The sequence below is a fragment of the Nocardia aegles genome, from assembly GCF_052545135.1.
Genome location: NZ_JBQWRI010000004.1, coordinates 197,550 through 223,901, shown reverse-complemented (window position 1 = coordinate 223,901; position 26,352 = coordinate 197,550). Strand labels below are relative to the sequence as shown.

Sequence of the window (26,352 nt, the reverse complement as noted above, 5' to 3'; positions counted from 1 at the left end):
GGGGTCCTACCGGCGCCGACCGCGGGTGTCTCGTGATGTCGGGCAACGGCAGGCGCTGGACCGGCAAGGCGGCCAAGACTTCGGGCGCACGGGAAGCCGGGGCGCGGCGTAACCGCGGCGTGGGCACGGGTCCCGGTTCGTGGCTGGCACGGCCGCTCGCGTCCTTCCATCTCGTCGTCACGATCGCCACGCTGCTGACCGCCCTCGGACTGGTCATGGTCTTGTCCGCCTCCGGCGTCGTGGAGTATGCCGAGGGCGGGTCGGCGTACTCGCTGTTCATCCAGCAGACGCTGTTCGCGGCGATCGGCGCGGTCCTGTTCTATCTGGCTCTGCGCGTTCCGCTGCGCCTGTTGCGACAGGCGTCGTTCCCACTGTTCGCGATATCGGTACTGGCGCTCGTGCTCGTGCTGATTCCGGGTATCGGTAGCAGCGTGCAGGGCGCACGTCGCTGGCTGGTGCTCGGTCCTGTTTCGGTGCAGCCGTCCGAGGTCGTGAAAGTGACCCTCATCGTCTGGGGCGCGCACTTGCTGGTGTCCCGGCGGGCGATCGGTTCGACTCTGCGGGACCTGCTGGTTCCGCTCGTGCCCGCGGGTGTGCTGGTCTGTCTGTTGATCGTGGTCCAGCCGAATCTCAGCACCACGGTCGCGGTGGGCATCATCCTGGGCGCACTGCTGTGGTTCGGCGGACTTCCGGTACGGCTGTTCGTGACGATCGCGGTGTCCGGTGTCGTCGCCGCGGGCGTGCTCGCCATGTCCGCGGGTTATCGCTCGAATCGGGTCCGGTCGTTCTTCAACCCGGGTTCCGATCCGCAGGGTGACAACTATCAAGCGCGACAGGCGCTGTATTCCCTTGCCGACGGGGGGATCTGGGGCAGAGGCCTGGGACAGAGCCGGGCCAAGTGGAGCTATCTGCCGAATGCGCACAACGACTTCATCTTCGCGATCATCGGGGAAGAGCTGGGCTTCCTCGGCTGCGCGCTGGTGCTGGGGCTGTTCGCGTTGTTCGTCTACACGGGGCTGCGCATCGCCGGCCGGTCGGCGGATCCGTTCCTGCGGCTGCTGACCGCGTCGGCGACAACCTGGATCGCCGGGCAGGCCATGATCAACATCGGGTATGTCGTCGGTCTGCTGCCGGTCACCGGGTTGCAGCTGCCGCTGGTGTCCGCGGGCGGCTCGTCGCTCGCGATCACCCTGCTGATGTTCGGGCTGATCGCCAACGCGGCCAGACACGAGCCGGAGGCCGTCGCGGCGCTGCACGCCGGGCAGGACGGACGGGTCAGTAGGCTGTTGCGGTTGCCCAAACCCGAGGTGTACGCACCGGCTCGGGCGAGTGCCCGCCGTGGCCGGGCACCACGGCCGTCCGAGCGCGGACCGTCGGCGCTGCCGTCGGGCAGGCGGGGGCGTACCGAACCGCCGCGCCGCCGCTCGCCGGAAAGCCGCGGCACCAGCTCGGCGCGTGCCACCAGGGCTTGGGAACCCAGCTATCCGGTCAATCACGCAAGAGAACGGGGAAGATCCAGGTGATCTCGGTAATCGTCGCGGGCGGCGGCACGGCGGGCCACATCGAACCGGCACTCGCGGTGGCCGACGCGTTGCGGCGGCTCGACGATTCGATCCGGGTGACGGCGCTGGGCACCGAACGCGGCCTGGAGACCCGCCTGGTTCCCGAACGCGGCTATCCGCTCGAGCTCATCCCGCCCGTCCCCTTGCCGCGCAAGCCCACCGCCGATCTGCTGCGGTTGCCCGGTCGGGTGCGCGCCTCGGTCGCGGCCACCCGAGCGGTCATCGATGCGGTCGCGGCCGACGTGATCATCGGTTTCGGTGGCTACGTGGCGCTTCCGGCGTATCTCGCCGCAGGCGCGGGCGTGCTGCGCCGCAGACGCCCGGTGCCGGTGGTGGTGCACGAGGCGAACGCCAAGGCCGGTATCGCGAACAAGATCGGCGCCCGCCGCGCCGCGCGAGTGCTCGCGGCGGTGCCGGACTCGGGTCTGGCGAACGCGCGGGTGGTGGGCATTCCGGTGCGCGCATCGATCACCGGACTCGACCGCGCTGCACTGCGGGCCGAAGCGCGGGGACACTTCGGCCTTCCGCCCGAAGGACCGGTGCTGCTGGTTTTCGGCGGATCGCAAGGCGCGCGGACGCTGAACGAGGCGGTGTCGGGCGCCGCGCCCCAGCTGGCCGCCGCGGGCATCTCGGTGCTGCACGCGCACGGACCCAAGAACACCCTCGAGGTGGACGGCTCCGCCGCGGACGGCGCTCGCTACGTCGCGGTGCCGTATCTGTCCCGGATGGACCTCGCCTACGCCGCCGCCGACGCGGTGGTCTGCCGATCGGGCGCGATGACCGTCGCGGAGGTCTCGGCGGTCGGGCTGCCCGCCTTCTACGTGCCGCTGCCGCACGGCAACGGGGAACAGGAGCTCAACGCTCGGCCCGTGGTACGCCAGGGCGGTGGCAGAATTGTCCCCGATTCCGAGTTGACGCCGAAGTACCTGATCGATGAGGTGATTCCGCTGCTCATGGACTCCGCACGGCTGATCGAGATGGGCCGGGCCGCCGCAGGCGCCGGGCACCGCGACGCCGCCGACGAGGTGGCGCGGATCGCGCTGGAGGTGGCGCGCCGATGAGCGACACGACCGCGGACCGGGTGGTTCCGGACACCGGCGCCGAACGGACCCCGCTGCCCCCGGGGCTGGAGCGCGTGCACATGGTCGGCATCGGCGGGGCCGGGATGTCCGGCATCGCGCGGATCCTGCTCGCCCGCGGCGGCGCCGTATCGGGGTCGGACGCCAAGGAGAGCCGGGGCGTGCTGGCGCTGCGCGCTCGCGGTGCCAAGGTGCGGATCGGGCACGACGCCACCGCCTTGGACCTGCTACCCGGCGGCCCGACCGTGGTGGTCACCACGTACGCCGCCATTCCGAAGACCAACCCGGAACTGGTCGAAGCCAACCGGCGCGACATTCCCGTGCTGCTGCGCCCCACGGTGCTGGCCTCGCTGATGCAGGGGCATCGCACGCTGCTGGTGTCCGGTACGCACGGCAAGACCTCCACCACTTCGATGCTGATCGTGTCGTTGCAGCACTGCGGGTTGGATCCGTCGTTCGCGGTGGGCGGCGAGCTGAACGAGGCGGGCACCAACGCCCACCACGGCACCGGCGACATCTTCGTCGCGGAAGCCGACGAGAGCGACGGTTCGCTGCTGCAATACGACCCGGACGTCGCCGTGGTCACCAACATCGAGTCCGATCACCTGGACTTCTTCGGCTCCGATGAGGCCTACGTGCAGGTCTTCGACGACTTCGCCGACCGGCTCGCCGCGGGCGGCCTGCTGGTGGTGTGCCTGGACGATCCTGGCTCGCTGGCGCTGGCGGAGCGGGTCGGCGCGCGGTTGGCCGAGCGGAACGTCCAGGTCCTCGGCTACGGCTCCGGCGACCTCGCGGACGCGCCGGTCCCGGTGGGCGCCCGGCTGCACAGTTGGGAGCCGCGGGATGTCGGCGGCATCGCGCAATTCCAGCTCACCGATGAGGCCGCGCCGCGTACGCTGCGCCTGTCGGTGCCGGGCAGGCACATGGCGCTCAACGCGCTCGGAGCCCTGCTCGCCGCCCGGGCCGCCGGTGCCGACGCGGGTGAGATCGTTCAGGGCCTGGAAGGGTTCGGCGGTGTGCACCGCCGGTTCCAGTTCGCCGGGCGGGAGAACGGCGTGCGGGTGTTCGACGACTACGCCCATCACCCGACCGAGGTGCGCGCCGTACTCGGCGCCGCCGCCGAATTGGTCCAGCAGGAGGCTCGCGACGGCGCGCGGTCCAGGCAGGGCCGGGTCATCGTGGTGTTCCAGCCGCACCTCTACAGCCGGACCGCGACCTTCGCCCAGGACTTCGGCGCCGCGTTGAGCCTGGCCGACGAGGTCGTCGTGCTCGATGTCTACGGCGCGCGGGAGAAGCCGCTGCCAGGAGTGAACGGGGCGCTGGTCGCGCAGTCGGTGACGAAGCCGGTGCACTACCAGCCGGACATGTCCCGGGTCGGGCGTCAGGTCGCGGGGCTGGCGTTGCCGGGCGACGTGGTGATCACCATGGGCGCGGGTGACGTGACGATGCTGGGCAGTCAGATTCTCGACGGATTACGGGCGCGTCCCCAGCACGGACGGTGACCCGGCGTGCGCGGGGTCGGGTCGGCGCGCGCGGCCGGGCGCCGCGCGGGTGATCGGTTCGGCGAGCTCGACTGGCGCCGAATTCGCTTGTGGGCATTGCTGAGCGTGTGCGTCCTCGCCGTGCTCTGTGCGCTCGCCTGGTTCACCCCGGTGCTCTCGGTGCGCACCGTGCGGATCGAGGGTGCGGTGGCGGTGCCCGAACAACAGGTGCGGGATGTGCTCGAAATTCCTTCCGGCCGCTCGATCTTCCGGATCGACACCAATGCTGTGGCCCGGCGGGTGGCGAGCATTCCGAAGGTGCGTTCGGCACGGGTGCAACGGGTATTTCCGTCCACGATCCGGGTGACGGTCGTCGAGCGCGCCGCGGTGTTGTTCTACGACAGCCCCGACGGCGCGCATCTGCTGGACGCTGAGGGCGTGGAATTCGCGGTCGAGGCCGTGCCGATCGGCGTGCCGAAGTTGATCACCGATCATCCGGGCGGCGCCGATCCCGTGACCAGGGCGGCGGTCTCGGTGATCGCCATCGTGCCGCCTGCGCTGGCGGTCCAGGTGAGCGAGGTTGCGGCACGATCCATTTCGGATATTTCGCTGAATCTGAAGGACGGCCGCACGGTACTCTGGGGCGGGAGCGACGACGCCGAGCGAAAGGCGGCGGTCGTATTGCCGTTGTTGACGCGCCCCGGAACGGTGTTCGATGTGTCGAGTCCCAATCTGGTCACGGTAAAGTGATCCACACCCATTGCGCCCAGGTAATTTTCGGCGATCCGGGAGCGGTTCCGCCGCCGAGAAGGGAGCCGGGGGGCAACCGTTCACCATACGACGTGTGGAGCGGCGAGACGAGCGGGATCACGCAAGATTCTGGCTCTCGTTTCGGCGCGCCTGCGCGCGTATCGCGTCGGCTGCGAATAGCGTTCCGCACCAGTCGGATACTTGACATAACGCTAACCCTATGGTTGAGCTTTAGGGTTTGCCCGAGCCGCGGTTCGCTCCTCGCAGCGATCCGACCTCCGGACCGGGCCGAAAAGGCGGTGTGCCGAGCATCCGGAAACGACAGGCTTTAGATCGAAGGAAGGCGAGAGCCCATGACGCCCCCGCACAACTACCTTGCGGTGATCAAGGTCGTCGGTATCGGCGGCGGCGGTGTGAATGCCGTCAACCGGATGATCGAGCAGGGACTCAAAGGTGTCGAGTTCATCGCGGTCAACACCGACGCGCAGGCGCTGCTGATGAGCGATGCCGACGTCAAGCTCGACGTCGGCCGCGAGCTGACCCGAGGTCTCGGAGCAGGCGCGGACCCCGAGGTCGGCCGTAAGGCCGCCGAGGACCACAAGGACGAGATCGAAGAGGTGCTCAAGGGCGCCGACATGGTCTTCGTGACCGCGGGCGAGGGCGGCGGCACCGGTACCGGTGGCGCACCGGTCGTCGCGCAGATCGCGCGCAAGCTCGGCGCGCTGACCATCGGCGTGGTCACCCGCCCGTTCTCCTTCGAGGGCAAGCGGCGCGGGAATCAGGCCGAGGTCGGGATCAATCTGCTGCGCGAGTCGTGCGACACGCTGATCGTCATCCCGAACGACCGGCTGCTGCAGCTCGGCGACGCCGCGGTGAGCCTGATGGACGCGTTCCGCTCCGCCGACGAGGTGCTGCTCAACGGTGTGCAGGGCATCACCGACCTGATCACTACCCCGGGCCTGATCAACGTCGACTTCGCCGATGTCAAGAGCGTGATGTCCGGCGCGGGCAGCGCGCTGATGGGTATCGGTTCGGCGCGCGGCGAGGGCCGCTCGGTGAAAGCGGCCGAGGCGGCGATCAATTCGCCGCTGCTGGAAGCCTCCATGGACGGCGCGCACGGCGTGCTGCTGTCGATCGCGGGCGGGTCCGATCTCGGGTTGTTCGAGATCAACGAGGCGGCCTCGCTGGTGCAGGAGGCCGCGCACATCGAGGCCAACATCATCTTCGGCACCGTGATCGACGACTCGCTCGGCGACGAGGTGCGGGTCACCGTGATCGCGGCGGGCTTCGACGGTGGCGGCCCCGCGGTCCGGCGCACCTTCGAGACTCCCGGCCGCACCACCATCGGCACGGCGCGCTCCGGCGAGATCGGGCAGAGCCGAACCAGCGAGATCGCCGCGCGCGGCAGCGACAGCACGCCCAGCACCTCCGTCCCGGGCACGGCGGGCCGCGGTAGCTTGAGCTACCGGGACACCGAACGGCCGCGCCCACTCGGCGAGCCGTCCGCAACCAGCGGCACGCGATCGCCCATCACGCCGCCGGACGCCGGCGACGATGACGACGACGTGGACGTGCCGATCTTCATGCGGAGGAGTTAGGCGTACCTTCACATTCGCTCCGGCCATGCGCGGGTTGAGGACGGACTATGTCCGGCTGCGCCCGTTTTGCGTACCTTCGCCATGGCTGCGGCCGTGCGCGGATTGAGGACGGACTATGTCCGGCTGCGGCCGTTTTGCGTACCTCCGCCTTCGCTGCGGCCGTGCGCGGGGTTGAGGGCGGACCTACGTCTGGTTGCGCCTTTCAGGCGTACCTCCGCCTTCGCTGCGGCCATGCGCAAGGCTGACGATGGACTACGTCCGGCTGCGCCTTTTAGGCGTACCTCCGGCTTCGCTCCCGCCGTGCGCGGTGCTGAGGACGGACTACGTCCGACCGCACTCATCAGGCGCTGGAATCGGTTCCGCGCAGGCCGGGACCGAACTGGAAGGAGCGATCCCGGCCCGTGCCGGGACGGGTCGAAGGGACCCGCCGAGGCGGTGTCCCGGAGTGCGACTGCGCACAGAATCTCGGGGAAACCCCGGCGCGGGGGGCGGCCGGGCGGGATCGGGCGCCGAGGCGCCCGATGCGACGCAACTGATCCCGCCCAGGGCCAAGATCTTCTTTCTACCTGGGCATTTCGCCGCCCTTCACCGAGCGCCACTACGCTCGTCGCCATGACTATCGCGCCGACCATCACTGTCCGACGGGTCACCACGACCAGGTCCGGAGGCTTCTCGGCGCCACCCTACGACTCGTTCAATCTGGGCGACCACGTCGGTGACGATCCGGCGGTCGTGCGGCGCAACCGCGACCGGCTGGCCGAGGGCATCGGCCTGCCGCCGGAGCGCCTGGTCTGGATGGAACAGATCCACGGCCGCAACGTGGAGATCGTCGACGGCCCGCGCGCGGAAGCGGTTCCCGCCACCGACGCGCTCGTGACCACCGTGCCGGGCCTCGCGCTGGTCGTGCTCACCGCCGACTGCGTGCCCATCCTGCTGTCCGACGACGAGGCGGGTGTAATCGCCGCGGTGCACGCGGGGCGGATCGGCGCTCGCATCGGCATCGTGCCGCGCGTGCTCGACGCGATGGTCTCGGTCGGCGCCCGCCTGGACCGGGTCGGCGCGTTGCTCGGGCCCGCCGCCTCCGGCCGTCGGTACGAAGTGCCCGCCGCGATGCGCGCCGACGTCGAAGCGCATCTGCCCGGCAGCGCGACCACCACGGTCCGCGGTACCCCGGGCCTGGATCTGCGCGCGGGCATCTCCCGGCAGCTCACCGAGGCGGGTGTCGGCGCGATCGCGGTCGACCCGCGTTGCACCATCGAGGACCACACCCTGTTCAGTCATCGCCGTGGCGCGCCCACCGGCCGGATCGGCGGGGTGATCTGGATGGAGGCCGCCGCGTGAGCGCGCGAACTGCCGCACCCGCGGTCATGGCGCCGTGCACCGGGGAGGTGCGCGCATGAGCGCCGAAGCGGAGACCACGCTGGACGCCGCGCTCACCGCCAGGACCGCCGAGCTGTCGGACAACCTGGCGGGTCTGCTCGCCCGCATCGACGCGGCGTGTCGAGCGGCGGGCCGGGCGCCGGATTCGGTACGGCTGCTGCCGGTGACGAAATTCTTCCCCGCTTCGGACGTGGCGATCCTGCACCGGCTCGGGCGGCGCGAGTTCGGCGAGTCGCGGGAGCAGGAGGCGGCCGCGAAGGTGGCGGCGTTGCGTGAGGAAGACCTCTCCGGCATCCGCTGGCACATGATCGGACGGTTGCAGCGGAACAAGGCGCGCAGTGTCGCCCGCTGGGCGCACACCGTCCACTCGGTCGACAGCGAACGGCTGGCAACCGCACTTGACGCGGGTGCCGTCGCCGCGCTGGATGCGGGGGAGCGCACCGAACCGCTTCGCGTATTGCTCCAGGTGAGCCTGGACGACGACCCCGCGCGAGGCGGTGTCGCCGCTGGAGATCTGCCCGCGCTCGCGCAGCGGATTGCGGACGCTCCCGGATTACGTTTGTCGGGTCTGATGGCCATTCCACCCTTGGGCGCGGAGTCCGATGCCGCATTTGCGCGACTTGCGATGTTGCGCACGTTGTTGATCACCGATCATCCGGACGCGACCGAACTTTCCGCGGGAATGTCCGGGGATCTGGAATCCGCGATCGAACACGGTTCGACGGTTGTGCGTGTCGGTACCGCCTTGATGGGTATGCGACCGATAACCTCGGGCTAGCAAAGAAACCTCATCAGTCACATTCGACACATATGCTGGGATCTGAAGAGGGCTGAGCAAGACTTCAACACCCGGCCGCCACCGGGGCCGAAGGAAGGTCGACCAATGAGCACGCTGCACAAGTTCAAGGCGTACTTCGGCATGGTTCCGCTCGAGGATTACGAAGACGACTACGTCGACGATCGCGCTCCCCGAGGGGCGGACGAGCGCGGCGCGCGCCGGCCCCGGCCCCGTGACTACTCCGACGGCTACGTCGATCGCTATGCCGACGACCGGTACGGCGCAAGCCGTTTCGATGACCTCGACTACCCCGAGCCCGCGTACAAGTCGCCCTACAAGGCGGGTTACCCGGTGTCGCGGCGCGACGACTACACCGACGAGCCCTACGGCGACGACCGCTACGACCCGCCCCGGCGTCCCACCCGGATCGACTCCGCGCCGTCGGGACGGTTCCGTGCGGGCGGGAGCGCGCCTCCGCTGCGCGGTGCGACCCATGGTGCGCTCGCCGTCGACCCCGACGCCGAGGAGCGCAGGTTGGAGGAGCGCGTGCGTCCCGAGCCCGCCCCGGTGCGGCGGCCCGGGATCTTCGAGGACGGAGGCCCCTTGTCCAAGATCACGACGCTGCGCCCGCGCGACTACAGCGAGGCTCGGATCATCGGCGAACGGTTCCGCGAGGGCAATCCGGTGATCATGGATCTGGTCGATCTGAGCAACGCCGACGCCAAGCGGCTGGTCGACTTCGCCGCGGGCCTGGCCTTCGCGCTGCGCGGGTCGTTCGACAAGGTGGCGACAAAGGTGTTCCTGCTCTCACCGGCCGATGTCGACGTATCAGCGGAAGAACGCAGACGCATCGCGGAAACCGGCTTCTACAACCAGAAATAAGCTCGTGATCTGGGGGGTGGAGCAGACCGGGCGCAGGTTGTGCGGCGCGGTCATTTTGCGCGAGGCGATTTTTACGGCAGAGTGAACTCGTGGCCTTGTTCGCGGTGCTGTACTTCGTACTGTTCATCTTCTGGCTGTTGCTGATCAGCCGGGTGATCGTCGAGTTCATCCGTAGCTTTGCCCGAGACTGGCGTCCTACTGGTGTCGTGGTCGTCGTCCTGGAGGTGATCTTCACGATCACCGACCCCCCGGTGAAACTGCTCAGGCGCTTGATACCTCCGGTGTCACTGGGCGGAATTCGCCTGGATCTGTCGATTATGGTCCTGCTTTTCATCGTCTTCATCCTGATGTCGATAGTGGGCAGGCTCGGGCAGCCGGTAGCTCCGGTGTGACAGAATGGGCCGTGAAGACAGCTTGCTAGATCTGCTAGATCTCCAAAAGACGCGTGAAGGGATCCTTCCATGCCGCTGACCCCAGCCGATGTGCACAACGTCGCGTTCAGCAAACCGCCGATCGGGAAGCGCGGCTACAACGAGGACGAAGTCGACGCGTTCCTGGATCTGGTGGAACAGGAGCTCTCTCGTCTGATCGAGGAGAACGCCGATCTGCGTCAGCGGGTCGCCGAACTCGACGCGGAATTGGCCGACGCCAAGAAGAACCGCGGCCCGGCCGGGGTGAACGCACCGAAACCGCCCATTCCGCAGGCCCCGCCGCCGCCGCCGGAGCCGATCAAGCCCCCGGTTCCGGTCGCGCCGCCGGCTCCGATGCCCGCCGCCCCGGTGGCCAAGGAAACGCCGAGCGCGGACGCGAACCTGCAGGCCGCCAAGGTGCTCAGCCTCGCCCAGGAGATGGCGGATCGGCTGACCAGCGACGCCAAGGCCGAGGCGGAGAGCTTGCTGTCGAATGCCCGGGCGAATTCCGAGCGACTGGTCGGGGACGCCAGGACGCGGTCCGAGGCCATGATCGCCGACGCCCGGCAGAAGTCGGACGCGATGCTGTCGGACGCGCAGAGCCGCTCGGACAGCCAGCTGCGCCAGGCCAAGGAGAAGGCCGACACGTTGCGGGCGGAGGCGGAACGCCAGCACGCCGAGATCATGGCGACCATCACGCAGCAGCGCAGTGTGCTGGAGAGCCGGATCGAGCAGCTCAAGACGTTCGAGCGGGAGTACCGGGTGCGGTTGAAGTCGTACCTGGAGTCGCAGCTCGAGGAGCTGGAGAACCGTGGCTCGGCCGTGCCGGTCGACGGCGGCGAAGCGTTCGTGGATACCAACACGGCGAACAACCTCGCGCCGGCGTCGTTCGCCAAGGGCGGTAAGTAGCGCAGCCGCGCCCCAGCGCAGCAGTTCGCCTACCGTTAGAGGAACTGTCGAGCCGCCCGGCATGCCTTGGGGGTCACCATGCTCGTCTTGACACTCGTTCTTGCCGCGATCGGCTTCGCCTTGCTCGTGGCCGCGCTCACCACCGGATCAGTGATCTGGGCGTGGGGCTGCATCGCGGTGTGCGTCATCGGCGCGATGCTCCTGTTGGTGAGTGCTCTGTCCATGCGGAGTCCGGATGGTGATTCCCCGCCGCCTCCTGGTCGTCATGCCAAACGCTGACCTGCCTCATAAAGTGAGTTGACCGCTCCGGCTAGAATCAAACATGAAAACGGCGTCGATCCGGCCATCACCGGGGAGCCTTCGGAAGAACGGCGACACGGCCTGCGGGCCGGGCGCTCAGTAGAACCGAACGGGTGAGCCCGTCACAGCTCGCGAATGAGAGGTCCGGTGTTCGTCCTGCCGGGCAAGCGGGGTGGTACCGCGGTTTCGGCGCACCGGGCGCCGTCATCGTCCCCGTGCCAACGACTCGGCACGAGGAGACGTATCCGCCATGGCGGACCACACTTCCAGCAACAGCGCGTACCCGCGCGTCGACCTGAGCGTCGGCGGTGGGGCGACGTTCCCCGAGATGGAGCGCCGCGTGCTCGACGCGTGGGCGGCCGCCGACACCTTCCGCGCGAGTATCGAAAACCGTTCAGGTGCAGCCGAATTCGTCTTCTATGACGGGCCGCCCTTTGCCAACGGTCTGCCGCATTACGGACATTTGCTCACCGGATACGTCAAAGACCTCGTCCCGCGTTTCCAGACGATGCGCGGCAAGCGGGTAGACCGGCGATTCGGCTGGGACTGCCACGGATTGCCCGCGGAAATCGAAGCCGAAAAGCAGCTCGGTATCACGGACAAATCACAGATCGACGCGATGGGGCTCGCGGAATTCAACGCGGCCTGCAAAACATCGGTGCTGCGCTACACCGGCGAATGGCGCGACTACGTGACGCGCCAGGCCCGCTGGGTCGACTTCGACAACGACTACAAGACGCTGGACACCGACTTCATGGAGTCGGTGATGTGGGCGTTCAAATCGCTGTACGACAGAGGACTGATCTATCAGGGCTTCCGGGTGCTGCCCTACAGTTGGTACGAGCAGACACCGCTGTCGAATCAGGAAACCCGCCTCGACGACGCCTACAAGATGCGCCAGGATCCGGCGGTCACCGTCGATATGGCGTTGCGGGTGCCCGCGGAGCATCCGCTGCACGAACTCGACGGCGCCAACGCGCTGATCTGGACCACCACGCCGTGGACGCTGCCGTCCAACCTGGCGATCGCGGTGCACCCCGACGTCCGTTACGTGCACCTGCGCGCGGCCGACGGCAAACGCTATGTGCTCGCGGCCGAACGGGTTTCGCACTACGCGCGGGAGTTCGGCGCGGAGCCGGAGCTGCTCGCCGAGTTCGAGGGCGCCGCGCTGGCGGATCTGTCCTACGCGCCGCCGTTCGACTTCTTCCTCGGTCATCCCAACGCACACCGGGTGCTCACCGCCGACTACGTGACCACCGACTCCGGAACGGGCATCGTGCATCTGGCGCCCGCCTTCGGTGAGGAGGACATGGACGTCGCCTCCGCCCACGGCATCGAGCTGGTGCAGCCGCTGGATCCGGGCGGCAAGTTCACCTCCATGGTCCCGCCGTACGAGGGCCTGATGGTGTTCGACGCCAACCCGGTGATCATCAAGGACCTCAAGGCCGCGGGAAAGCTGTTGCGGCACGAGACGATCGAGCACTCCTACCCGCACAGCTGGCGCTCCGGGCAGCCGCTGATCTACATGGCCGTGCCCTCCTGGTTCGTCGCGGTCACCAAGTTCCGCGATCGTATGGTGGAACTGAACAAGCAGATCACCTGGGTGCCCGAGCACATCCGCGACGGCCAGTTCGGCAAGTGGCTGGAAGGCGCGCGCGACTGGAACGTCAGCCGCAACCGCTACTGGGGCAGCCCGATCCCGGTGTGGGTGTCCGACGATCCGGCCTACCCGCGCGTCGACGTCTACGGTTCGCTGGACGAGCTGGAGCGCGACTTCGGTGTGCGCCCGGCCGATCTGCACCGTCCGATGATCGACGAGCTCACCCGGCCGAATCCCGACGACCCGACCGGTAGATCGACCATGCGCCGGGTGCCGGAGGTGCTGGACTGCTGGTTCGAGTCCGGCTCGATGCCGTATGCCCAGGTGCACTACCCGTTCGAGAACAAGGAGTGGTTCGACAGCCACTTCCCGGGTGATTTCATCGTCGAGTACAACGGACAGACTCGCGGCTGGTTCTACACGCTGCACGTGCTGGCCACGGCTCTGTTCGACAGCCCGGCGTTCAAGACCGTTGCCGCGCACGGCATCGTGCTCGGCGACGACGGCCTGAAGATGAGCAAGTCCAAGGGCAACTACCCGGACGTCAACGAGGTGTTCGACCGGGACGGCTCGGACGCGATGCGCTGGTTCCTGATGAGTTCGCCGATCCTGCGCGGCGGCAACCTCATCGTCACCGAGCGCGGCATCCGCGAGGGCGTGAGTCACGCGCTGCGGCCGCTGTGGAACGCGTGGACGTTCTTGCAGCTGTACGCCTCGAAGCCCGGAGTGTGGCGTACGGATTCCCAGCACGTGCTCGATCGCTACATCCTGGCGAAGCTGGCGCGAACCAGGGACGTCATCACCGACGCGCTGGAGACCTACGACATCGCCGGCGCCTGCGAGGAATTGCGCTCGTTCGCCGACGCGCTCACCAACTGGTACGTGCGGCGGTCCCGCGCGCGGTTCTGGAGCGAGGACCGCGACGCGGTGGACACCCTGCACACGGTGCTGGAGGTGGTCACCCGGCTGGCCGCGCCGTTGCTGCCGTTGCTCACCGAGGTCATCTGGCGCGGGCTGACCGGCGGCGACTCGGTGCACCTGGCCGACTGGCCGAAGGAGGGTGAGCTGCCCGACGATTCGGAGCTGGTCGCCGCCATGGACGAGGTTCGCGTGGTGTGCTCGACGGTGCTGAGCCTGCGCAAGGCGCAGAACCTGCGGGTGCGGCTGCCACTGGCCGAGGTCACCATCGCCGCGGCCGACGCCGAGCGGCTGGCGCCCTTCGCCGACATCGTCGCCGACGAGGTCAACGTCAAGAAGGTCGATCTGACCACCGACGTGGACGCGCACGGCCGGTTCGAGCTGGTGGTCAACGCCCGCGCCGCGGGTCCGCGACTGGGCAAGGACGTGCAGGCGGTGATCAAGGCGGTCAAAGCCGGTGCGTGGTCCGAGGACGCCGACGGCACGGTTCGGGCGGCCGGGATCGCCCTGCTGCCGGAGGAGTACACCCAGCGTCTGGTCGCGGCCGAGCCCGAGTCGACCGCGGCGCTGCCCGGGAACGCGGGTCTGGTGGTGCTGAACTCGGTGGTCACCGAGGAGTTGGAGGCCGAGGGCTGGGCGCGGGACCTGATCCGCGATTTGCAGGAGACCAGGAAGTCCGCCGGGTTGGATGTCTCCGACCGTATCACCGTGGTCCTGGAGGTTCCGGTGGAGCGGGCCGCATGGGCCGAGACCCATCGTGATCTGATCGCGGGGGAGATCCTGGCCACCACGCTGACCTTCGGCGAGGCCGGTCCGGAGGCTGCCGATCTGGTCGGCGGCGTGCGCGCGAAGATCGCCAAGGCCTGAGCGCCGGAGATCCAGCTAGCCGGGGCGGGACCGAAAGGTCCCGCCCCGGTTGCTGTTCCGAGCGGTCTTCGTGCCGGTGTCCCGGTCGCACGGCGGCAGCGTCCGCGATCGGACGGCAACTCGATGGCAGGTGTACTGCGACACGCGGCGTCCGACTTAAACAGTGATTTAGATCATATGCTGAGAATTTGCTGATTCCCGACAATTCGGCGATATCCCGGGCACAATCTGCGATGTCGCTGCCGTTACCCACCTGAGCTCCGGGGTGGCAGTTTCCTTTCTTCGCGTGTCGTACTTGGAATTCGGCCGTGCTGGGAATGTGTCCGGCGCGGGTGGCCGCAGCTCCGCATCAGGGGCCGCTGCCGATGCCATGTGTTAGCCAGGCTGCCGATCGGTGGCCAGTCAACTGCGCCCATGGAAGGGGCGAGTACGTGCCGAGAAAATCGTTGCACCGCATCGCACTCGGATTCTTGCTCTCGATCATCGCGACCCTCCTGCTCGCCGGACCCGCCTGGGCGGACACCGGCAGCTTCAGCGGCGGGCCGGGCAGCGCGTCGTTCGGTTCGGCGGGCAGTGGCAGTTCGTCGTCGGGCAGCGCCAGCGGCTCGGCCGACCTGCCGGTGCCCAGTGTGTTCGGCCTCGGCGCGCTGGCCGCGGCGATGACGCAGATCGGCAAGCCCTATGAATGGGGTGGGACCGGTCCCGACAGTTGGGACTGCTCGGGCCTCGTGCAGTGGGCGTACCGCCAGGTCGGAGTGAGGCTTCCGCGGACCACCTGGCAACAGGCGAAGGTGGGCGCGCCCGTCCCGCGGGCCGCGCTGTCCGTCGGAGACGTCGTCGTGTTGAACAGTGACGGCTCGCACGTCGGTCTCTACGCCGGAAATGGCCAGGTGCTCAACGCGTACGGTCAGGGAGTGCCGGTCGGCTTCAGTCCGCTCGACGATTTCGACATCTACGCCATCCGCCGATTCTGAGCGCGGCTACTCCGCGATGCACCGGCCCCGATCCGCGAATACGGGTCGGGGCCGGTCGCTGTGGTGTGCGGTCAGTCGCCGAGGCCCTCGGCGAGGGTGCGCAGCAACGGCCCGTACTGCTGATGCGCCAGCGCCGAGGCGAATTGCGCGACCAGGTAGTCGGCCGGGTTGCCGGTGTCGTACCACCGGCCGCGGATCACCTGGCCGAAGACCGGATTGTTCGCCGCGTGCACGTTGATCGCGTCGGTGAGATACACCTCACCCGTGCGGTGTTCGTACCACGCTTCGGTCTGCCTGCGCAGCTCGTCGATGATGCCGGGGGTGACGACGTAGCCGCCGATCGCGGCGAAGGACGACGGCGCGTCCTTCGGCTTCGGCTTCTCCCGCAGGCCGGTGATACGCAGCAGGCCGTTGCCGTGGTCGTCGGCGACCACCGGCACGCCGTAGCGCTGCGACTCGGCGGGATCCATCGGCATCAGCGCGAGGACGGGAGCTCCGGTGGCCTCATAGGCATCGATGAGCTGCTGCGCCCGTGGCACCTCGGCGACGAACACGTCGTCCGGCCAGAGCACCAGCATGGGCTCGTCGCCGAGATTACGGGCGGCGTTGAGCACCGGGGTGCCGTTGCCGTACGGCCCGTGCTGGTCGAGGTAGGTGATGTGGCCGAGCCGGGACAGCTCGCCCACCTCCTCGACGGCGTCGGCGAAGGCGGTCTTGCCGTCCGCGCGCAGCTGGGCCACCAGCGCGGGATTGGGTCGGAAGTGGTCCTGGATGAGTGATTTTCCGCCGCTGACCACGATGGTGATGTCGGTGATGCCCGAAGCGACCAGCTCGCGGACCGTGTGCTCGATCACCGGCTTGTCGCCGACCGGCAGCATCTCCTTCGGGATGGCCTTGGTCAGCGGAAGCAGCCGGGAGCCGATACCAGCGGCCGGGATGACGGCCTTGCGGATATTCATGGGTCCGATCATCACATATCGGACCGTGGGTCAGGCTCTGTCCCCACGGCACGTCGGCGGTCTGTTTCCAGACTGTCCGGTGCCCGGCCGCGGCGCGGGAAACGGCAGATCAAAGCCGTCTCGCGGGACCGGATGGGCGCCGGGAGGCGAGACAGCGGCAGCGCCGGCATCCGCGGGCAACCGGCAGCCGGCGCACAGCCACCCGACAGCGTCACCGCCGGCCCCGAACTGTCGGTAGACGGGCGTACATTGCACCCGTGCGTACCGAGAAGCCGAGCGTCGAGCGCGCGGTCGCGCCGTCGACCGGGCTCGGGACAACACGCGGCGAAGGCTCGGTGCGCCTGCCACCACCGGTACTCGCCGACGCGGACAGCGCGGCCCGGCGCTGGGTTCTGCACATGGACATGGACGCGTTCTTCGCCTCGGTCGAACAGCTGACCCGGCCGACGTTGCGCGGCAGGCCGGTGCTGGTCGGCGGGACCGGCGGGCGCGGCGTCGTCGCCGGAGCCAGCTACGAGGCACGTGCGTTCGGCGCCCGGTCGGCGATGCCGATGCATCAGGCGCGCCGGTTGGTCGGCGTCACGGCGGTGGTGGTGCCGCCGCGCGGGGCCGTCTACGGCGTGGTCAGCGGGCAGGTCTTCGACGCGCTGCGCAGCCGCATCCCGGTGCTGGAGACACTGTCGTACGACGAGGCGTTCGGCGAGCCCGCCGAGCTGGCCGGCGCGACGGTCGCCGAGGTGCACGCGTTCTGTGCGGAATTGCGCGCGGTGGTGCGCGAACGGACCGGCTTGACCGCTTCGGTGGGCGCGGGCACCGGAAAACAATTGGCCAAGATCGCCTCCGGCTTGGCCAAACCCGATGGCGTGCGAGTGATCTCGCCGGTCGAGCAGCCGCGTCTGCTGGCGGGTCTGCCCGTGCGCAAGCTGTGGGGAATCGGCCCGGTCGCGGAGAGTCGATTGCGCTCGCTGGGGATCGAGACCGTGGGCGCCTTCGCCGCGCTGCCGGAATCGGAGGCGATGTCGATTCTCGGCGGCAGCGTCGGCGCCGCGCTGCACCGGCTGGCGCGCGGCATCGATGACCGTCCGGTCGCCGAACGCACCGAGGCGAAGCAGATCAGCGCCGAGACCACCTACGAAACCGACATCGTCAGCCTCGAGCAGCTGCGTCCGGCCATCGAGGACATGGCCGCCGCGGCGCACCGGCGCCTGACCGGTGACGGGCGTGCCGCGCGCACGGTGGTGCTCAAACTGAAGAAGTCCGATATGAGTATCGTCACCCGCTCGTTCACGTTGCCCTACGCCACCGAGGACCTGGCCACCCTCGCCGCCGCCGCGCAGCGTTCGGCGCTCGACCCCCGGGAGCTGGGGCCGATCCGCCTCGTCGGAGTCGGGTACGGCGGCCTGTCGACCGTGCGTCAGGAGTCGCTGTTCCCCGAACTGGATCGCGGTCCGGCCGCCGAGATCGACACGGCGGAAACGGGATCCGAACCGGCGCCCGCGGCCGACCACGGCGATGCCGCGCACACCGCGCCGGTCTCGCCGGTCACGGTCTGGCGTCCCGGCATGGACGTGTCGCACCCCGAGCACGGCCACGGCTGGGTGCAGGGCGCCGGGCTCGGCGTGGTGACCGTGCGCTTCGAAACCCGTTCCAGCGGACCGGGGCCCGCGCGCACCTTCGCCGCCGCCGATGCCGCCCTGACCCGGGCCGATCCGCTGGACAGCCTGCTCTGACGGCGTGCCTCGCGGCTCGACATCGTACGGCCCGGCGCGTACGTTCGCTGCCGACGGCCATCGCCGGTCCGATGTGGATCCGGGTGACGCCACCCGGGGCCGGTAGCCTGGGACCTCGTGCAGCGCCGCCGGTTCGGGGGCGGCTGCCATGGTGGAACACGACACGGACCTCTCGAACGCAAAGGACGAGCAGTTGAAGCTTCGTAAGACTGGACGCATCGCGATCGCCGGACTGGCTATCGTCGCCGCGCTTGGCCTGACCGCCTGCGGTGGCGACGACAAGGACAGCAAGCCCGTCGCAAAGACGTCGACCAGTGCCAAGGCGACCGGGAGCGCGAGCGCGAACCTGCCGGCGGTCCCGACTCCGACGGAGCTGAACACCGCCCTCGCCCGTGCGCTGGATCCGTCGGTGCCCTCCACCGAGAAGCTGGAATACGTCCAGGGCGCCGAGGCCGATCCGACGCTCCCGGACCGCCTGTCCCAGGCCGCGTCGGGCGCCGATGTGAAGATCGAGGTCACCGACGTCACCTCGTTCGGCGACAGTGTGAACGCGAAGGCCAAGTTCATCCTCAACGGCCAGGAGAACATCGTCGACGTGCCGTTCGTCGCCGACAACGGCAAGTGGAAGATCCAGAAGACCTGGGCCTGCACCATGCTGACCAACCTCGGCCAGCAGTCCTCGGCCTGCAGCTGATCGCACTCGACCGGGTCGGTCGCGGGGTCTTCCCGACGACCGGCCCGTCGTCGTGTTCGGCGCCGGTGCGCCGCTCAGACCATGCGCAGAACCGCGTACATCGAGGTGGCGTGCGCGTACAGGTCGCCGTCTTCGGCGCCGATCAGACGGGCCTCCGCGCTGGCCGTGGTGGGGCCGACGTGGAGCGCGGTGCCCTCGCAGCGTAGCGTTCCCGTGTCGCCGCGCACGGCCCGGTGAATGTCGATACCGATCTTGACCGACGTGCTGCGCGTCCCGCCCGCCAATCGCGTCAGCACGGCCGCGCCGAGGGCCGATTCGAGCAGTGTCGCCACGAAGCCGCCGTACATCCCGCCCGCCGGGTCGAACAGCTGATCACGTGGCTCGCCCTCGAAGACCACGGTCCCCGCGCCGAACTCGGCCAGCCGGAAACCGAGTGTGCGCAGCAACGGCGCGCCCGGGAATCGTCCGTCGAGCGTGCCCTGGAGGATTTCCTGTCCGGTCATGCCGAGCGGGTCGGCAGTCGTCTCGGCCGTCGGCCTGGGGGAGCGAAGGGGTCTGGGCGCGGTCATGCATCGACGCTACGGAGAAGCCGGAGCACACAGAAGTGTCGGATCCGACACCTTCACGACCAATTCCGACGAATGCTACAGCTTCCGCACCGTCAGGCCGGGCATCGCTTCGTACTCGCCATCTTGGGTGACGATCGGAATGTCATGCGCCAGTGCAGTCGCCGCGATCCAGCAATCGTTGATCGGTACCTTGCGTCCGGTGGCCCGGAGGCGTGCGACCAGCAGCGCCCAATGCTCCGTGACGGTCTCATCCACCTCGAGTGGCTGAAACCGTTGTGCGAGCTGGTAGGTCGCCAGCCTGCGTGCCGACACGTCAGGACTCGAAGCTCGCAGCACTCCAAGGCGTAGTTCGCCTAGCGTGACAGCCGAGACGCCCCATTCGTACCCATCGAACCGTGCCGGAGGGTGACATCGCGCGATACTCGCCGCGCGTCCCGGGCCCGCAGGAGCGCGTGGGCGGTGAAGATCGCCAGCGCCGCCCAGATCAGAGCGAAACCGGCCCACCGGGAGGCGGGCATCGGCTCGTGCGCGACGGCGACGCCCCAGGTCATCTGCAAGGCGGGCGTGAGGTATTGCAGCAGTCCCATGGTGGACAGCGCGACCCGCTGGGCGGCGACGGCGAACAGCAGCAGCGGAAGAAGCGTGACCGGTCCGGTGGCCATCATCAATGCGCTATGTCCTGGGCCGGTGGCGAATTCGCTGTGCCCGGTGATCGTGAGAGCGATCACGAAGGCCAGCGCGAAGGGCGCGCCGACGATGCCCTCGGCGGCGATGCCGCGCAGCGCGTCCAACGGAATCACCTTCTTCACCAGGCCGTAGGTGGCGAAGGAACAGGCCAGCGTCAAGGCGATGATCGGTGGTCGGCCGTAGTCGACGGTGAGCACGGCCACCGCGGTCACGCCGAGCCCCAGCGCGGCCCACTGGGCCACAGCCAGCCGTTCCCGGAAGATCACCACGCCGAACGCGACCGTGACGAGCGGATTGATGAAGTAGCCGAGCGCGCACTCGACGATGTGCCCGGAGTTGACGCCGTAGACGTACACGCCCCAGTTCAGCGCGATCGCGACGGAGGCGACGGCCGCCAGGCGCCAGACGCGGCCGCTGATGCCGCGCAGCTCGCGGATCCGGCCGGTCACGGCGAGCACGGCCAGCACGACCACCAGCGTCCAGACGATCCGCTGCGCCACCACCTCGCCCGGACCGGCGAACGCCAGCAACCCGAAGAACGCGGGGAACAGTCCCCACAGGAAGTACGCGCTCGTTCCGAACGCTACACCGGGGATGGACCTGCTTCGCCGCACGATGTACGAACGTAGTTGTCCCGTAGCCTTGCGGTCATGTCGATTACCGTGCAGGCATCGGGCGCGACCGGATTGACCGCTACCGAGGTCGAGCAACGTCGCCGCGACGGACTGACCAACGACGTTCCGGATCGCGCGAGCCGTTCGGTTCGCGACATCGTGCGCGCGAACGTCTTCACCAGGATCAATGCCATTCTCGGCGTTCTGTTCGTGCTGGTGCTGGCCACCGGATCGATCATCGACGGCATGTTCGGCCTGCTGATCGTCGCCAACAGCGCGGTCGGCATCATCCAGGAGATCCGCGCCAAACGCACCCTGGACGAGCTGGCCATCGTCAGCCAGGCCAAGCCGACCGTCCGAAGGGACGGCAGGGCCTTAGAGATCGCGCCGCGCGAGGTGGTACTCGACGACCTGATCGAGCTCGGTCCCGGCGACCAGATCGTGGTGGACGGCACGGTCGAGGAATCCGCGCAGCTCGAGGTGGACGAGTCGCTGCTCACCGGCGAAGCGGATCCGATCGACAAGGCGGTCGGCGCCACGGTGATGTCGGGCAGCTACGTGGTGTCCGGGTCGGGCGCCTATCGCGCCACCAAGGTCGGCCGGGACGCCTACGCGGCGCGGCTGGCCGAGGAGGCGAGCAAGTTCACCCTGGTGCACTCCGAACTGCGCAGCGGTATCGACAAGATCCTGAAGTTCATCACCTACCTGCTGATTCCCGCGGGCCTGCTGAGCATCTACAACCAACTGGTCTCCAGCGACGAGTCGTGGCGACCGGCGGTCACCGGCATGGTGGCCGCGCTGGTGCCGATGGTGCCGGAGGGGCTGGTGCTGATGACCTCGATCGCGTTCGCGGTCGGCGTGGTGCGGTTGGGCCGGCGCCAGTGCCTGGTCCAGGAGTTGCCCGCGATCGAGGGGCTGGCCCGCGTCGACGTGGTCTGCGCGGACAAGACCGGCACGCTGACCGAGAACGGCATGCGGTTGTCGGACCTGAAGACACTGGACACCTTCGACGACACCGAGGTGCGCACCGCGCTGGCCGCGCTGGCCGCCGACGATCCACGCCCGAACGCGAGCGTGCAGGCGATCGCCGAGGCCTTGCCGGACGGTCCCGGCTGGCAGCGCACCGCCGTCGCGCCGTTCTCCTCGGCCAAGAAGTGGAGCGGCTGCTCCTACGGCGAACACGGCGACTGGCTGCTCGGCGCACCGGACGTGCTGCTCGACCCGCACTCCGCGGACGCACGGGTCGCCGAGGAACTCGGCGCCTCCGGTCTGCGCGTGCTGTTGCTGGCGCGCGGCGACCGGCCGGTGGACGCGGCGGACGCCCCTGGGGCCGTGCGGCCCGCCGCATTGGTCGTCCTGGAGCAGAAGGTCCGGCCGGACGCTCGCGACACACTCGACTACTTCGCCGACCAGAACGTTTCGATCAAGGTCATCTCCGGCGACAACGCCGTATCGGTGGGCGCGGTGGCCGCCTCGCTCGCTCTGCCCGGCGGTGACCACCCGATCGACGCGCGGGAATTGCCGGACGACCGCGACGAATTGGCCGGTGTACTGGATCACAACACCACCTTCGGCCGGGTGCGTCCGGATCAGAAGCGCGCCATGGTGTCGGCGTTGCAGTCGCGGGGGCACACGGTGGCGATGACCGGCGATGGGGTGAACGACGTACTCGCCTTGAAGGATTCGGACATCGGCGTTGCGATGGGCTCGGGCAGCCCGGCGACCAGGGCGGTGGCGCAGATCGTGCTGCTGGACAACAAGTTCGCCACGCTGCCGTACGTGGTCGGTGAGGGTCGCCGGGTGATCGGCAACATCGAGCGGGTCTCGAATCTGTTCCTCACCAAGACCGTCTATTCCGTGCTGCTCGCCTTCCTGGTCGGCATGGCCGGGATCGGCTCGCAGATCTTCCATTACGAGCCCATCGGCTACCCGTTCCTGCCCCGCCACGTCACGATCGCGGCCTGGTTCACCATCGGTATTCCGGCGTTCATCCTTTCGCTCGCGCCCAACAACGAGCGTGCCCGTACGGGTTTCGTCGGGCGCGTCATGCGGTTGGCGATCCCCTCGGGTGTGGTGATCGGCGCGGCCACGTTCGTCTCCTACCTGATCGCCTACGCCGGGCCGCACGCCACCGAGCAGCAGAAGGTCCAGGCGGGCACCACGGCGCTCATCACCTTGATCATGATCGCGGTGTGGGTGCTCGCCATCGTCGCGCGGCCGTACGTGTGGTGGAAGGTGGTGCTGATCGCGGTGTCAGTGGCGGCGTACGTGTTCCTGTTCACCGTTCCGTTCACCCGCGAGTTCTTCAAACTCGACCCCTCCGACCCCGCGCTCACCGGCGCGGCGGTGGTCTGCGGCGCGGTCGGGATCGTGCTCGTCGAGGCGGCCTGGTGGGTGAGCGCGGCGCTGCGCGGCGAGAAGCGGCAACTGCTGCCCAGCTCGCCCGGCGCAGCGGCCTGAGCGACTGGACGTCTGACTCGCCGCGCCACGAGAAGCCTTGTGCGAAGCGGTCATTCAGACTTGGAGTACCTTCTGGAGGTTATGGAGGTTCTGCTGCACCAGATCGACGCGTTCGCCAGCGCACCGTTCTCGGGCGACCCGGCCGCGGTGATGCCGTTCCCGTCGTGGCTGCCGGATGTGTTGCCGCAACAGCCGGCCGAGGAGAACAACCTCGCCGAGACCGAATCTGTTTAGGGGCCTACGTGGAACCTCGAGAGCTCGACGAGATTTTCGCGCCGCTTCTGGGTCGATTGGATCGGCTGGACATGGGGGCGTTGGAGTGGATGGCCGATGCCTACGACCGGACTGGTGATGTGGATACCGCGCGGCGCTTGTGGGAGATGGCCGAACGCGCCAATGATTCGTAACCCGCTCATTACAGGCAGTGTCGGTCATGCGACGTGCGCAAGTCGGCTATCAGCTGCCGGGTGGTGGAGCCGAGCAACTGGCCGGCAGCTGTGGGTGTCAATGTGTCGAGCACATCGGAGAACACTTCTGGCCCCAGCAGATCGGCTCCGCCGGTGCGGGCGATCGCCGAGCAGATGTCGAGCAGCGGGAAGCTCCCTTTGCCCGGCGCCTCCCGGTGATGAGTCGTTTCGGCGATCAAGTCGTCGCCGATCGGTTCGGACGGACCATCGGCCACCTGCACGCTGACCGGCATGGTGGCAGCGACCCGTTCGAGGACTTCGTAGTCCGGGTTGCCGCGCTGGAAATGCCAGGTGTCCAGCATCAGCCCGGCGTTGGCGCACTGAGCCTCCGCTAGCACCCGTTCGGCGGTCACGATATCGGGAACACCCCAGAACGGCATGAACTCCAGGTACACGGGAACGCCGCGGGCCTCGGCGCCCGAGCACAGCTCCCGGAACCCGCGCACCATCACCTCGTGTTCGACCTCGCCGATCTCGAACACGGCCACTGCGAGCATGCTGCGCAGCTCGAACAGATCGACGAGCTCCAAGCATTCGTCGAGGGTGTAATCGAAGCGGGCGCGCAGGTTCGCGTCGGCACCGGCCGGTACCCGAATCGGGGCCCAGCCGGTCACGGTGTCCAGGTGCAGTTCGATGCCGTGATTACGTGCGGCCGCAAGAGCTTTTGCCGGACTGCCCATCTGCTCCGCTGCGGCGCGCAAGGCCGCCGGCGTGAGTCCGAGCCCGCCGAAGCCCGCCGTCGCTGTGGCATGCAACTGATCGAGGTACCGGTAGGTCCGCACGCTGGCTTCCCACATGACGAACTCAGTCATCGAATCGACACTCCTGCCGCGAGGTCGACGACTGCGATGCCATCGAGCAACCGCCCGAGCCGCTCACCTAGGGCCACATGCCCCGGGGCGGCCAGATATCGGTCGCGAACCCCTTCGTCGGCGAAGGTGACCACCGCGGCGTGGGTGTACCCGCTGCTGAGCCCTTCGATGCTCACATCGGCCCCGGCGCGGACGTCCAGGACGCCCTCGACCCCAGCCGCGAAAGCCCGCAGGTCCGCCATGGCCGTATCGAGCGCAGCAGCGGACACCGCATCGTGCGGCCGGAACAACACCAGGTGAAGCAGTTCAGACATGATTGCGAACTCTCGGTTTCGATGGGTCGATGGTTGGCTGTTCATCGGTGATCGTCGGCCGTCCGAAGAGGGCGAGATCTTCGGTGAGCGCGTAGGCCATCACCGTTGTTTCGTCGGCCTGCGGGTGACAAAGGTCAGCGGTGATCGAACCTCGGCGCAGCACTACGACGCGGTCACAGACCGCGAGTAGCTCCGGCACGTCCGCGGACGAGATCAACACAGGTATGCCCTCCTCCGCGAGAGCTCGGATGCGGTCGTGGATCGCATGCTTGGCCTCGATGTCGACACCTCGTGTGGGCTCGCTGAGAAGGAGCAGACGCGGACCGCGATTCACGCAGCGGGCGAGGATCACCTTCTGCTGATTGCCACCGGACAACGCCCGCATCGGTTGCGTCAGACCGCCGGTGACACCTGCCCGCCGATACGATTCGGATGCCTGCCGGCGCCGCGATCGCGCGGACTGCCACAGTGCGCTCCACCGCCGGTGCGTTGACACGACGAGGTTGTCGGCCACGCTGAGGTCGAGAAACGCCCCGGATGACCGCCGCTCGGCCGGCAGGTAGGCGATGCCGTTCACCAACGCAGTGCGCGCGGACCCCCGCTTCAGCTGACGACCGAACAGGGCGGCTCGCCCGGTTGCCTTTCGCCCGTCGACCAGCGAGTCGAGCAGCGTCTGGCGACCAGAGTCCGGTAGCCCGGCCAAGCCGACGATCTCGCCTCGCCCCACAGCGAGGGTGGTCGGCCCGAGACCGGGTGCGCTCCAGTGCTCGAGCTGCAGGCCCGGCTCGAACGAACGGTCACGTCCGCGTCTGGCGTCGCTCGCTGCGGTAGGAGCGACCGGAGTGCCTGCCATTTCACCGACCAGCTCCGCCTGGCTTACACCCGAGTCGTGTTCTGCGACGATGCAGCCGTTGCGCATCACGACGATCCGGGCGCATCGGGCGGTTACGTCGGCAAGGTGGTGGGAGACATACATGATCGTGTGACCCCGTGCAGTGAGCTGCGCGATCAACTCGTGCAGGATGTCGGCTTCCGAAGGGGTCAGAATCGCCGTCGGTTCGTCGAGCAGGATGATCCGGCACTCACGAGCGAGAGCACGCGCGATCAGGACCATCTGTTGCTGGGACGGAGCCAGCTTCCGCACAGGAAGGCGCGGATCGACTCGCAGCCCGACCCGGTCGAGCAGGGCTGCGGTCTGTTCATGGAGTCTGCTCGAGTTGACCACCATGTGTCCCTCGAGCCCGAGGAAGACGTTGTGGGTGACCGAGCGGTCCCAGCACAAATCCAGTTCCTGGGGCACAAGTCCGACGCCATGGTGGTGGAGCATGGTGCGGGGATCGAAGTGGCGTACCGGGGTGCCCTCGACGCTGACAGTGCCGGAGTCCGGGCGGATTCGCCCGGACAGGATGCCGAGCAAGGTGCTCTTGCCCGCGCCGTTCTCCCCGACCAGGCCGGTCACCATCCCCGCCGGGACCTCCAGGCCGATTCCGTGCAGGACTTCGGTCCGGTCGTAGCGCTTGCGCACGTCTCGCAGGGTGATCGCGATGTCGTTCACGGC

The 26,352-nt window shown here is 68.4% G+C and carries 25 protein-coding genes; 18 read left to right on the top strand and 7 right to left on the bottom strand.

The window, feature by feature from the left end:
* Positions 1–35: 35 nt before the first annotated feature.
* The 13 genes from ftsW (at position 36) to ACT89H_RS14420 (ending at position 15,488) form a co-directional block, all read left to right on the top strand.
* Positions 36–1,523 (top strand): putative lipid II flippase FtsW, encoded by a 1,488-nt coding sequence (gene ftsW, locus ACT89H_RS14480; protein ID WP_445109105.1) that lies wholly within the window; start codon positions 36–38, stop codon positions 1,521–1,523.
* On the top strand, positions 1,520–2,623 hold the full coding sequence (gene murG / locus ACT89H_RS14475) for an undecaprenyldiphospho-muramoylpentapeptide beta-N-acetylglucosaminyltransferase (protein ID WP_445109104.1): 1,104 nt from the start codon (positions 1,520–1,522) through the stop codon (positions 2,621–2,623). The genes ftsW and murG overlap by 4 nt, the downstream gene beginning before the upstream one ends.
* Positions 2,620–4,143, top strand: a complete 1,524-nt coding sequence (gene murC, locus ACT89H_RS14470) for a UDP-N-acetylmuramate--L-alanine ligase (protein WP_445109103.1) — start codon at positions 2,620–2,622, stop codon at positions 4,141–4,143. The genes murG and murC overlap by 4 nt, the downstream gene beginning before the upstream one ends.
* 6 nt (positions 4,144–4,149) lie before the next feature.
* Positions 4,150–4,872, top strand: a complete 723-nt coding sequence (locus ACT89H_RS14465; protein ID WP_445109102.1) for a cell division protein FtsQ/DivIB — start codon at positions 4,150–4,152, stop codon at positions 4,870–4,872.
* Between the two features lie 353 nt (positions 4,873–5,225).
* A complete protein-coding gene (gene ftsZ / locus ACT89H_RS14460; RefSeq protein ID WP_445109101.1) occupies positions 5,226–6,470 on the top strand; it encodes a cell division protein FtsZ in 1,245 nt (414 codons plus the stop codon).
* A gap of 612 nt (positions 6,471–7,082) precedes the next feature.
* Positions 7,083–7,811, top strand: a complete 729-nt coding sequence (pgeF, locus tag ACT89H_RS14455; RefSeq protein WP_445109100.1) for a peptidoglycan editing factor PgeF — start codon at positions 7,083–7,085, stop codon at positions 7,809–7,811.
* A 55-nt stretch (positions 7,812–7,866) separates the two neighbouring features.
* Entirely contained in the window at positions 7,867–8,628 is a 762-nt protein-coding gene (locus ACT89H_RS14450) for a YggS family pyridoxal phosphate-dependent enzyme (RefSeq protein ID WP_445109099.1), read from the top strand.
* Positions 8,629–8,733: 105 nt separating this feature from the next.
* On the top strand, positions 8,734–9,510 hold the full coding sequence (locus tag ACT89H_RS14445; protein ID WP_445109098.1) for a cell division protein SepF: 777 nt from the start codon (positions 8,734–8,736) through the stop codon (positions 9,508–9,510).
* Between the two features lie 89 nt (positions 9,511–9,599).
* The gene (locus ACT89H_RS14440) at positions 9,600–9,902 is read left to right on the top strand and encodes a YggT family protein (RefSeq protein WP_039797136.1); all 303 of its coding nucleotides are present in this window, start codon (positions 9,600–9,602) and stop codon (positions 9,900–9,902) included.
* A gap of 69 nt (positions 9,903–9,971) precedes the next feature.
* On the top strand, positions 9,972–10,829 hold the full coding sequence (gene wag31, locus ACT89H_RS14435) for a DivIVA-like cell division protein Wag31 (RefSeq protein ID WP_445109097.1): 858 nt from the start codon (positions 9,972–9,974) through the stop codon (positions 10,827–10,829).
* Between the two features lie 78 nt (positions 10,830–10,907).
* Complete coding sequence (locus tag ACT89H_RS14430; protein WP_445109096.1) at positions 10,908–11,108, top strand: hypothetical protein; 201 nt, start codon at positions 10,908–10,910, stop codon at positions 11,106–11,108.
* Positions 11,109–11,379: 271 nt separating this feature from the next.
* On the top strand, positions 11,380–14,514 hold the full coding sequence (gene ileS / locus ACT89H_RS14425; protein ID WP_445109095.1) for an isoleucine--tRNA ligase: 3,135 nt from the start codon (positions 11,380–11,382) through the stop codon (positions 14,512–14,514).
* A 446-nt stretch (positions 14,515–14,960) separates the two neighbouring features.
* Entirely contained in the window at positions 14,961–15,488 is a 528-nt protein-coding gene (locus ACT89H_RS14420) for a C40 family peptidase (RefSeq protein WP_445109334.1), read from the top strand.
* A gap of 71 nt (positions 15,489–15,559) precedes the next feature.
* Here the strand turns inward: ACT89H_RS14420 and ACT89H_RS14415 are convergent, their stop codons facing one another.
* On the bottom strand, positions 15,560–16,447 hold the full coding sequence (locus ACT89H_RS14415) for a UTP--glucose-1-phosphate uridylyltransferase (RefSeq protein WP_445109094.1): 888 nt from the start codon (positions 16,445–16,447) through the stop codon (positions 15,560–15,562).
* A 398-nt stretch (positions 16,448–16,845) separates the two neighbouring features.
* On the opposite strand from ACT89H_RS14415, the gene ACT89H_RS14410 reads away from it, so the two are divergent.
* Entirely contained in the window at positions 16,846–18,177 is a 1,332-nt protein-coding gene (locus ACT89H_RS14410; protein ID WP_445109333.1) for a DNA polymerase IV, read from the top strand.
* 148 nt (positions 18,178–18,325) lie between these two features.
* The gene (locus ACT89H_RS14405) at positions 18,326–18,871 is read left to right on the top strand and encodes a WKL family lipoprotein (protein WP_445109093.1); all 546 of its coding nucleotides are present in this window, start codon (positions 18,326–18,328) and stop codon (positions 18,869–18,871) included.
* Between the two features lie 74 nt (positions 18,872–18,945).
* Here the strand turns inward: ACT89H_RS14405 and ACT89H_RS14400 are convergent, their stop codons facing one another.
* The 3 genes from ACT89H_RS14400 to rarD all read right to left on the bottom strand — a co-directional run bounded on the left by ACT89H_RS14400 (position 18,946) and on the right by rarD (position 20,744).
* A complete protein-coding gene (locus tag ACT89H_RS14400; protein ID WP_445109092.1) occupies positions 18,946–19,440 on the bottom strand; it encodes a PaaI family thioesterase in 495 nt (164 codons plus the stop codon).
* A 75-nt stretch (positions 19,441–19,515) separates the two neighbouring features.
* Positions 19,516–19,860, bottom strand: a complete 345-nt coding sequence (locus ACT89H_RS14395) for a type II toxin-antitoxin system VapC family toxin (protein WP_445109332.1) — start codon at positions 19,858–19,860, stop codon at positions 19,516–19,518.
* Positions 19,794–20,744, bottom strand: coding sequence for an EamA family transporter RarD (gene rarD, locus ACT89H_RS14390; protein WP_445109331.1), 951 nt, complete (start codon positions 20,742–20,744; stop codon positions 19,794–19,796). The genes ACT89H_RS14395 and rarD overlap by 67 nt, the downstream gene beginning before the upstream one ends.
* A 33-nt stretch (positions 20,745–20,777) precedes the next feature.
* On the opposite strand from rarD, the gene ACT89H_RS14385 reads away from it, so the two are divergent.
* From ACT89H_RS14385 to ACT89H_RS14375, 3 genes are all read left to right on the top strand, one after another.
* Positions 20,778–23,201: an HAD-IC family P-type ATPase gene (locus ACT89H_RS14385; RefSeq protein ID WP_445109091.1), complete on the top strand. Its 2,424-nt coding sequence runs from the start codon at positions 20,778–20,780 to the stop codon at positions 23,199–23,201.
* Positions 23,202–23,282: 81 nt separating this feature from the next.
* On the top strand, positions 23,283–23,435 hold the full coding sequence (locus ACT89H_RS14380) for a hypothetical protein (RefSeq protein WP_445109090.1): 153 nt from the start codon (positions 23,283–23,285) through the stop codon (positions 23,433–23,435).
* Between the two features lie 8 nt (positions 23,436–23,443).
* Complete coding sequence (locus ACT89H_RS14375) at positions 23,444–23,608, top strand: hypothetical protein (protein ID WP_445109089.1); 165 nt, start codon at positions 23,444–23,446, stop codon at positions 23,606–23,608.
* Positions 23,609–23,616: 8 nt separating this feature from the next.
* Here ACT89H_RS14375 and ACT89H_RS14370 read toward each other — a convergent pair whose 3' ends face one another.
* The 3 genes from ACT89H_RS14370 to ACT89H_RS14360 are packed head-to-tail and all read right to left on the bottom strand — an operon-like array spanning position 23,617 to position 26,349.
* Positions 23,617–24,480 carry a TIM barrel protein gene (locus tag ACT89H_RS14370; protein WP_445109088.1) on the bottom strand — a complete coding sequence of 288 codons (864 nt, stop codon included), beginning with the start codon at positions 24,478–24,480 and terminating at the stop codon, positions 23,617–23,619.
* The gene (locus ACT89H_RS14365; protein WP_445109087.1) at positions 24,477–24,794 is read right to left on the bottom strand and encodes a Dabb family protein; all 318 of its coding nucleotides are present in this window, start codon (positions 24,792–24,794) and stop codon (positions 24,477–24,479) included. The genes ACT89H_RS14370 and ACT89H_RS14365 overlap by 4 nt, the downstream gene beginning before the upstream one ends.
* Entirely contained in the window at positions 24,787–26,349 is a 1,563-nt protein-coding gene (locus ACT89H_RS14360; RefSeq protein ID WP_445109086.1) for a sugar ABC transporter ATP-binding protein, read from the bottom strand. Before ACT89H_RS14360 ends, ACT89H_RS14365 begins: the two co-directional genes overlap by 8 nt.
* Positions 26,350–26,352 lie beyond the last annotated feature (3 nt).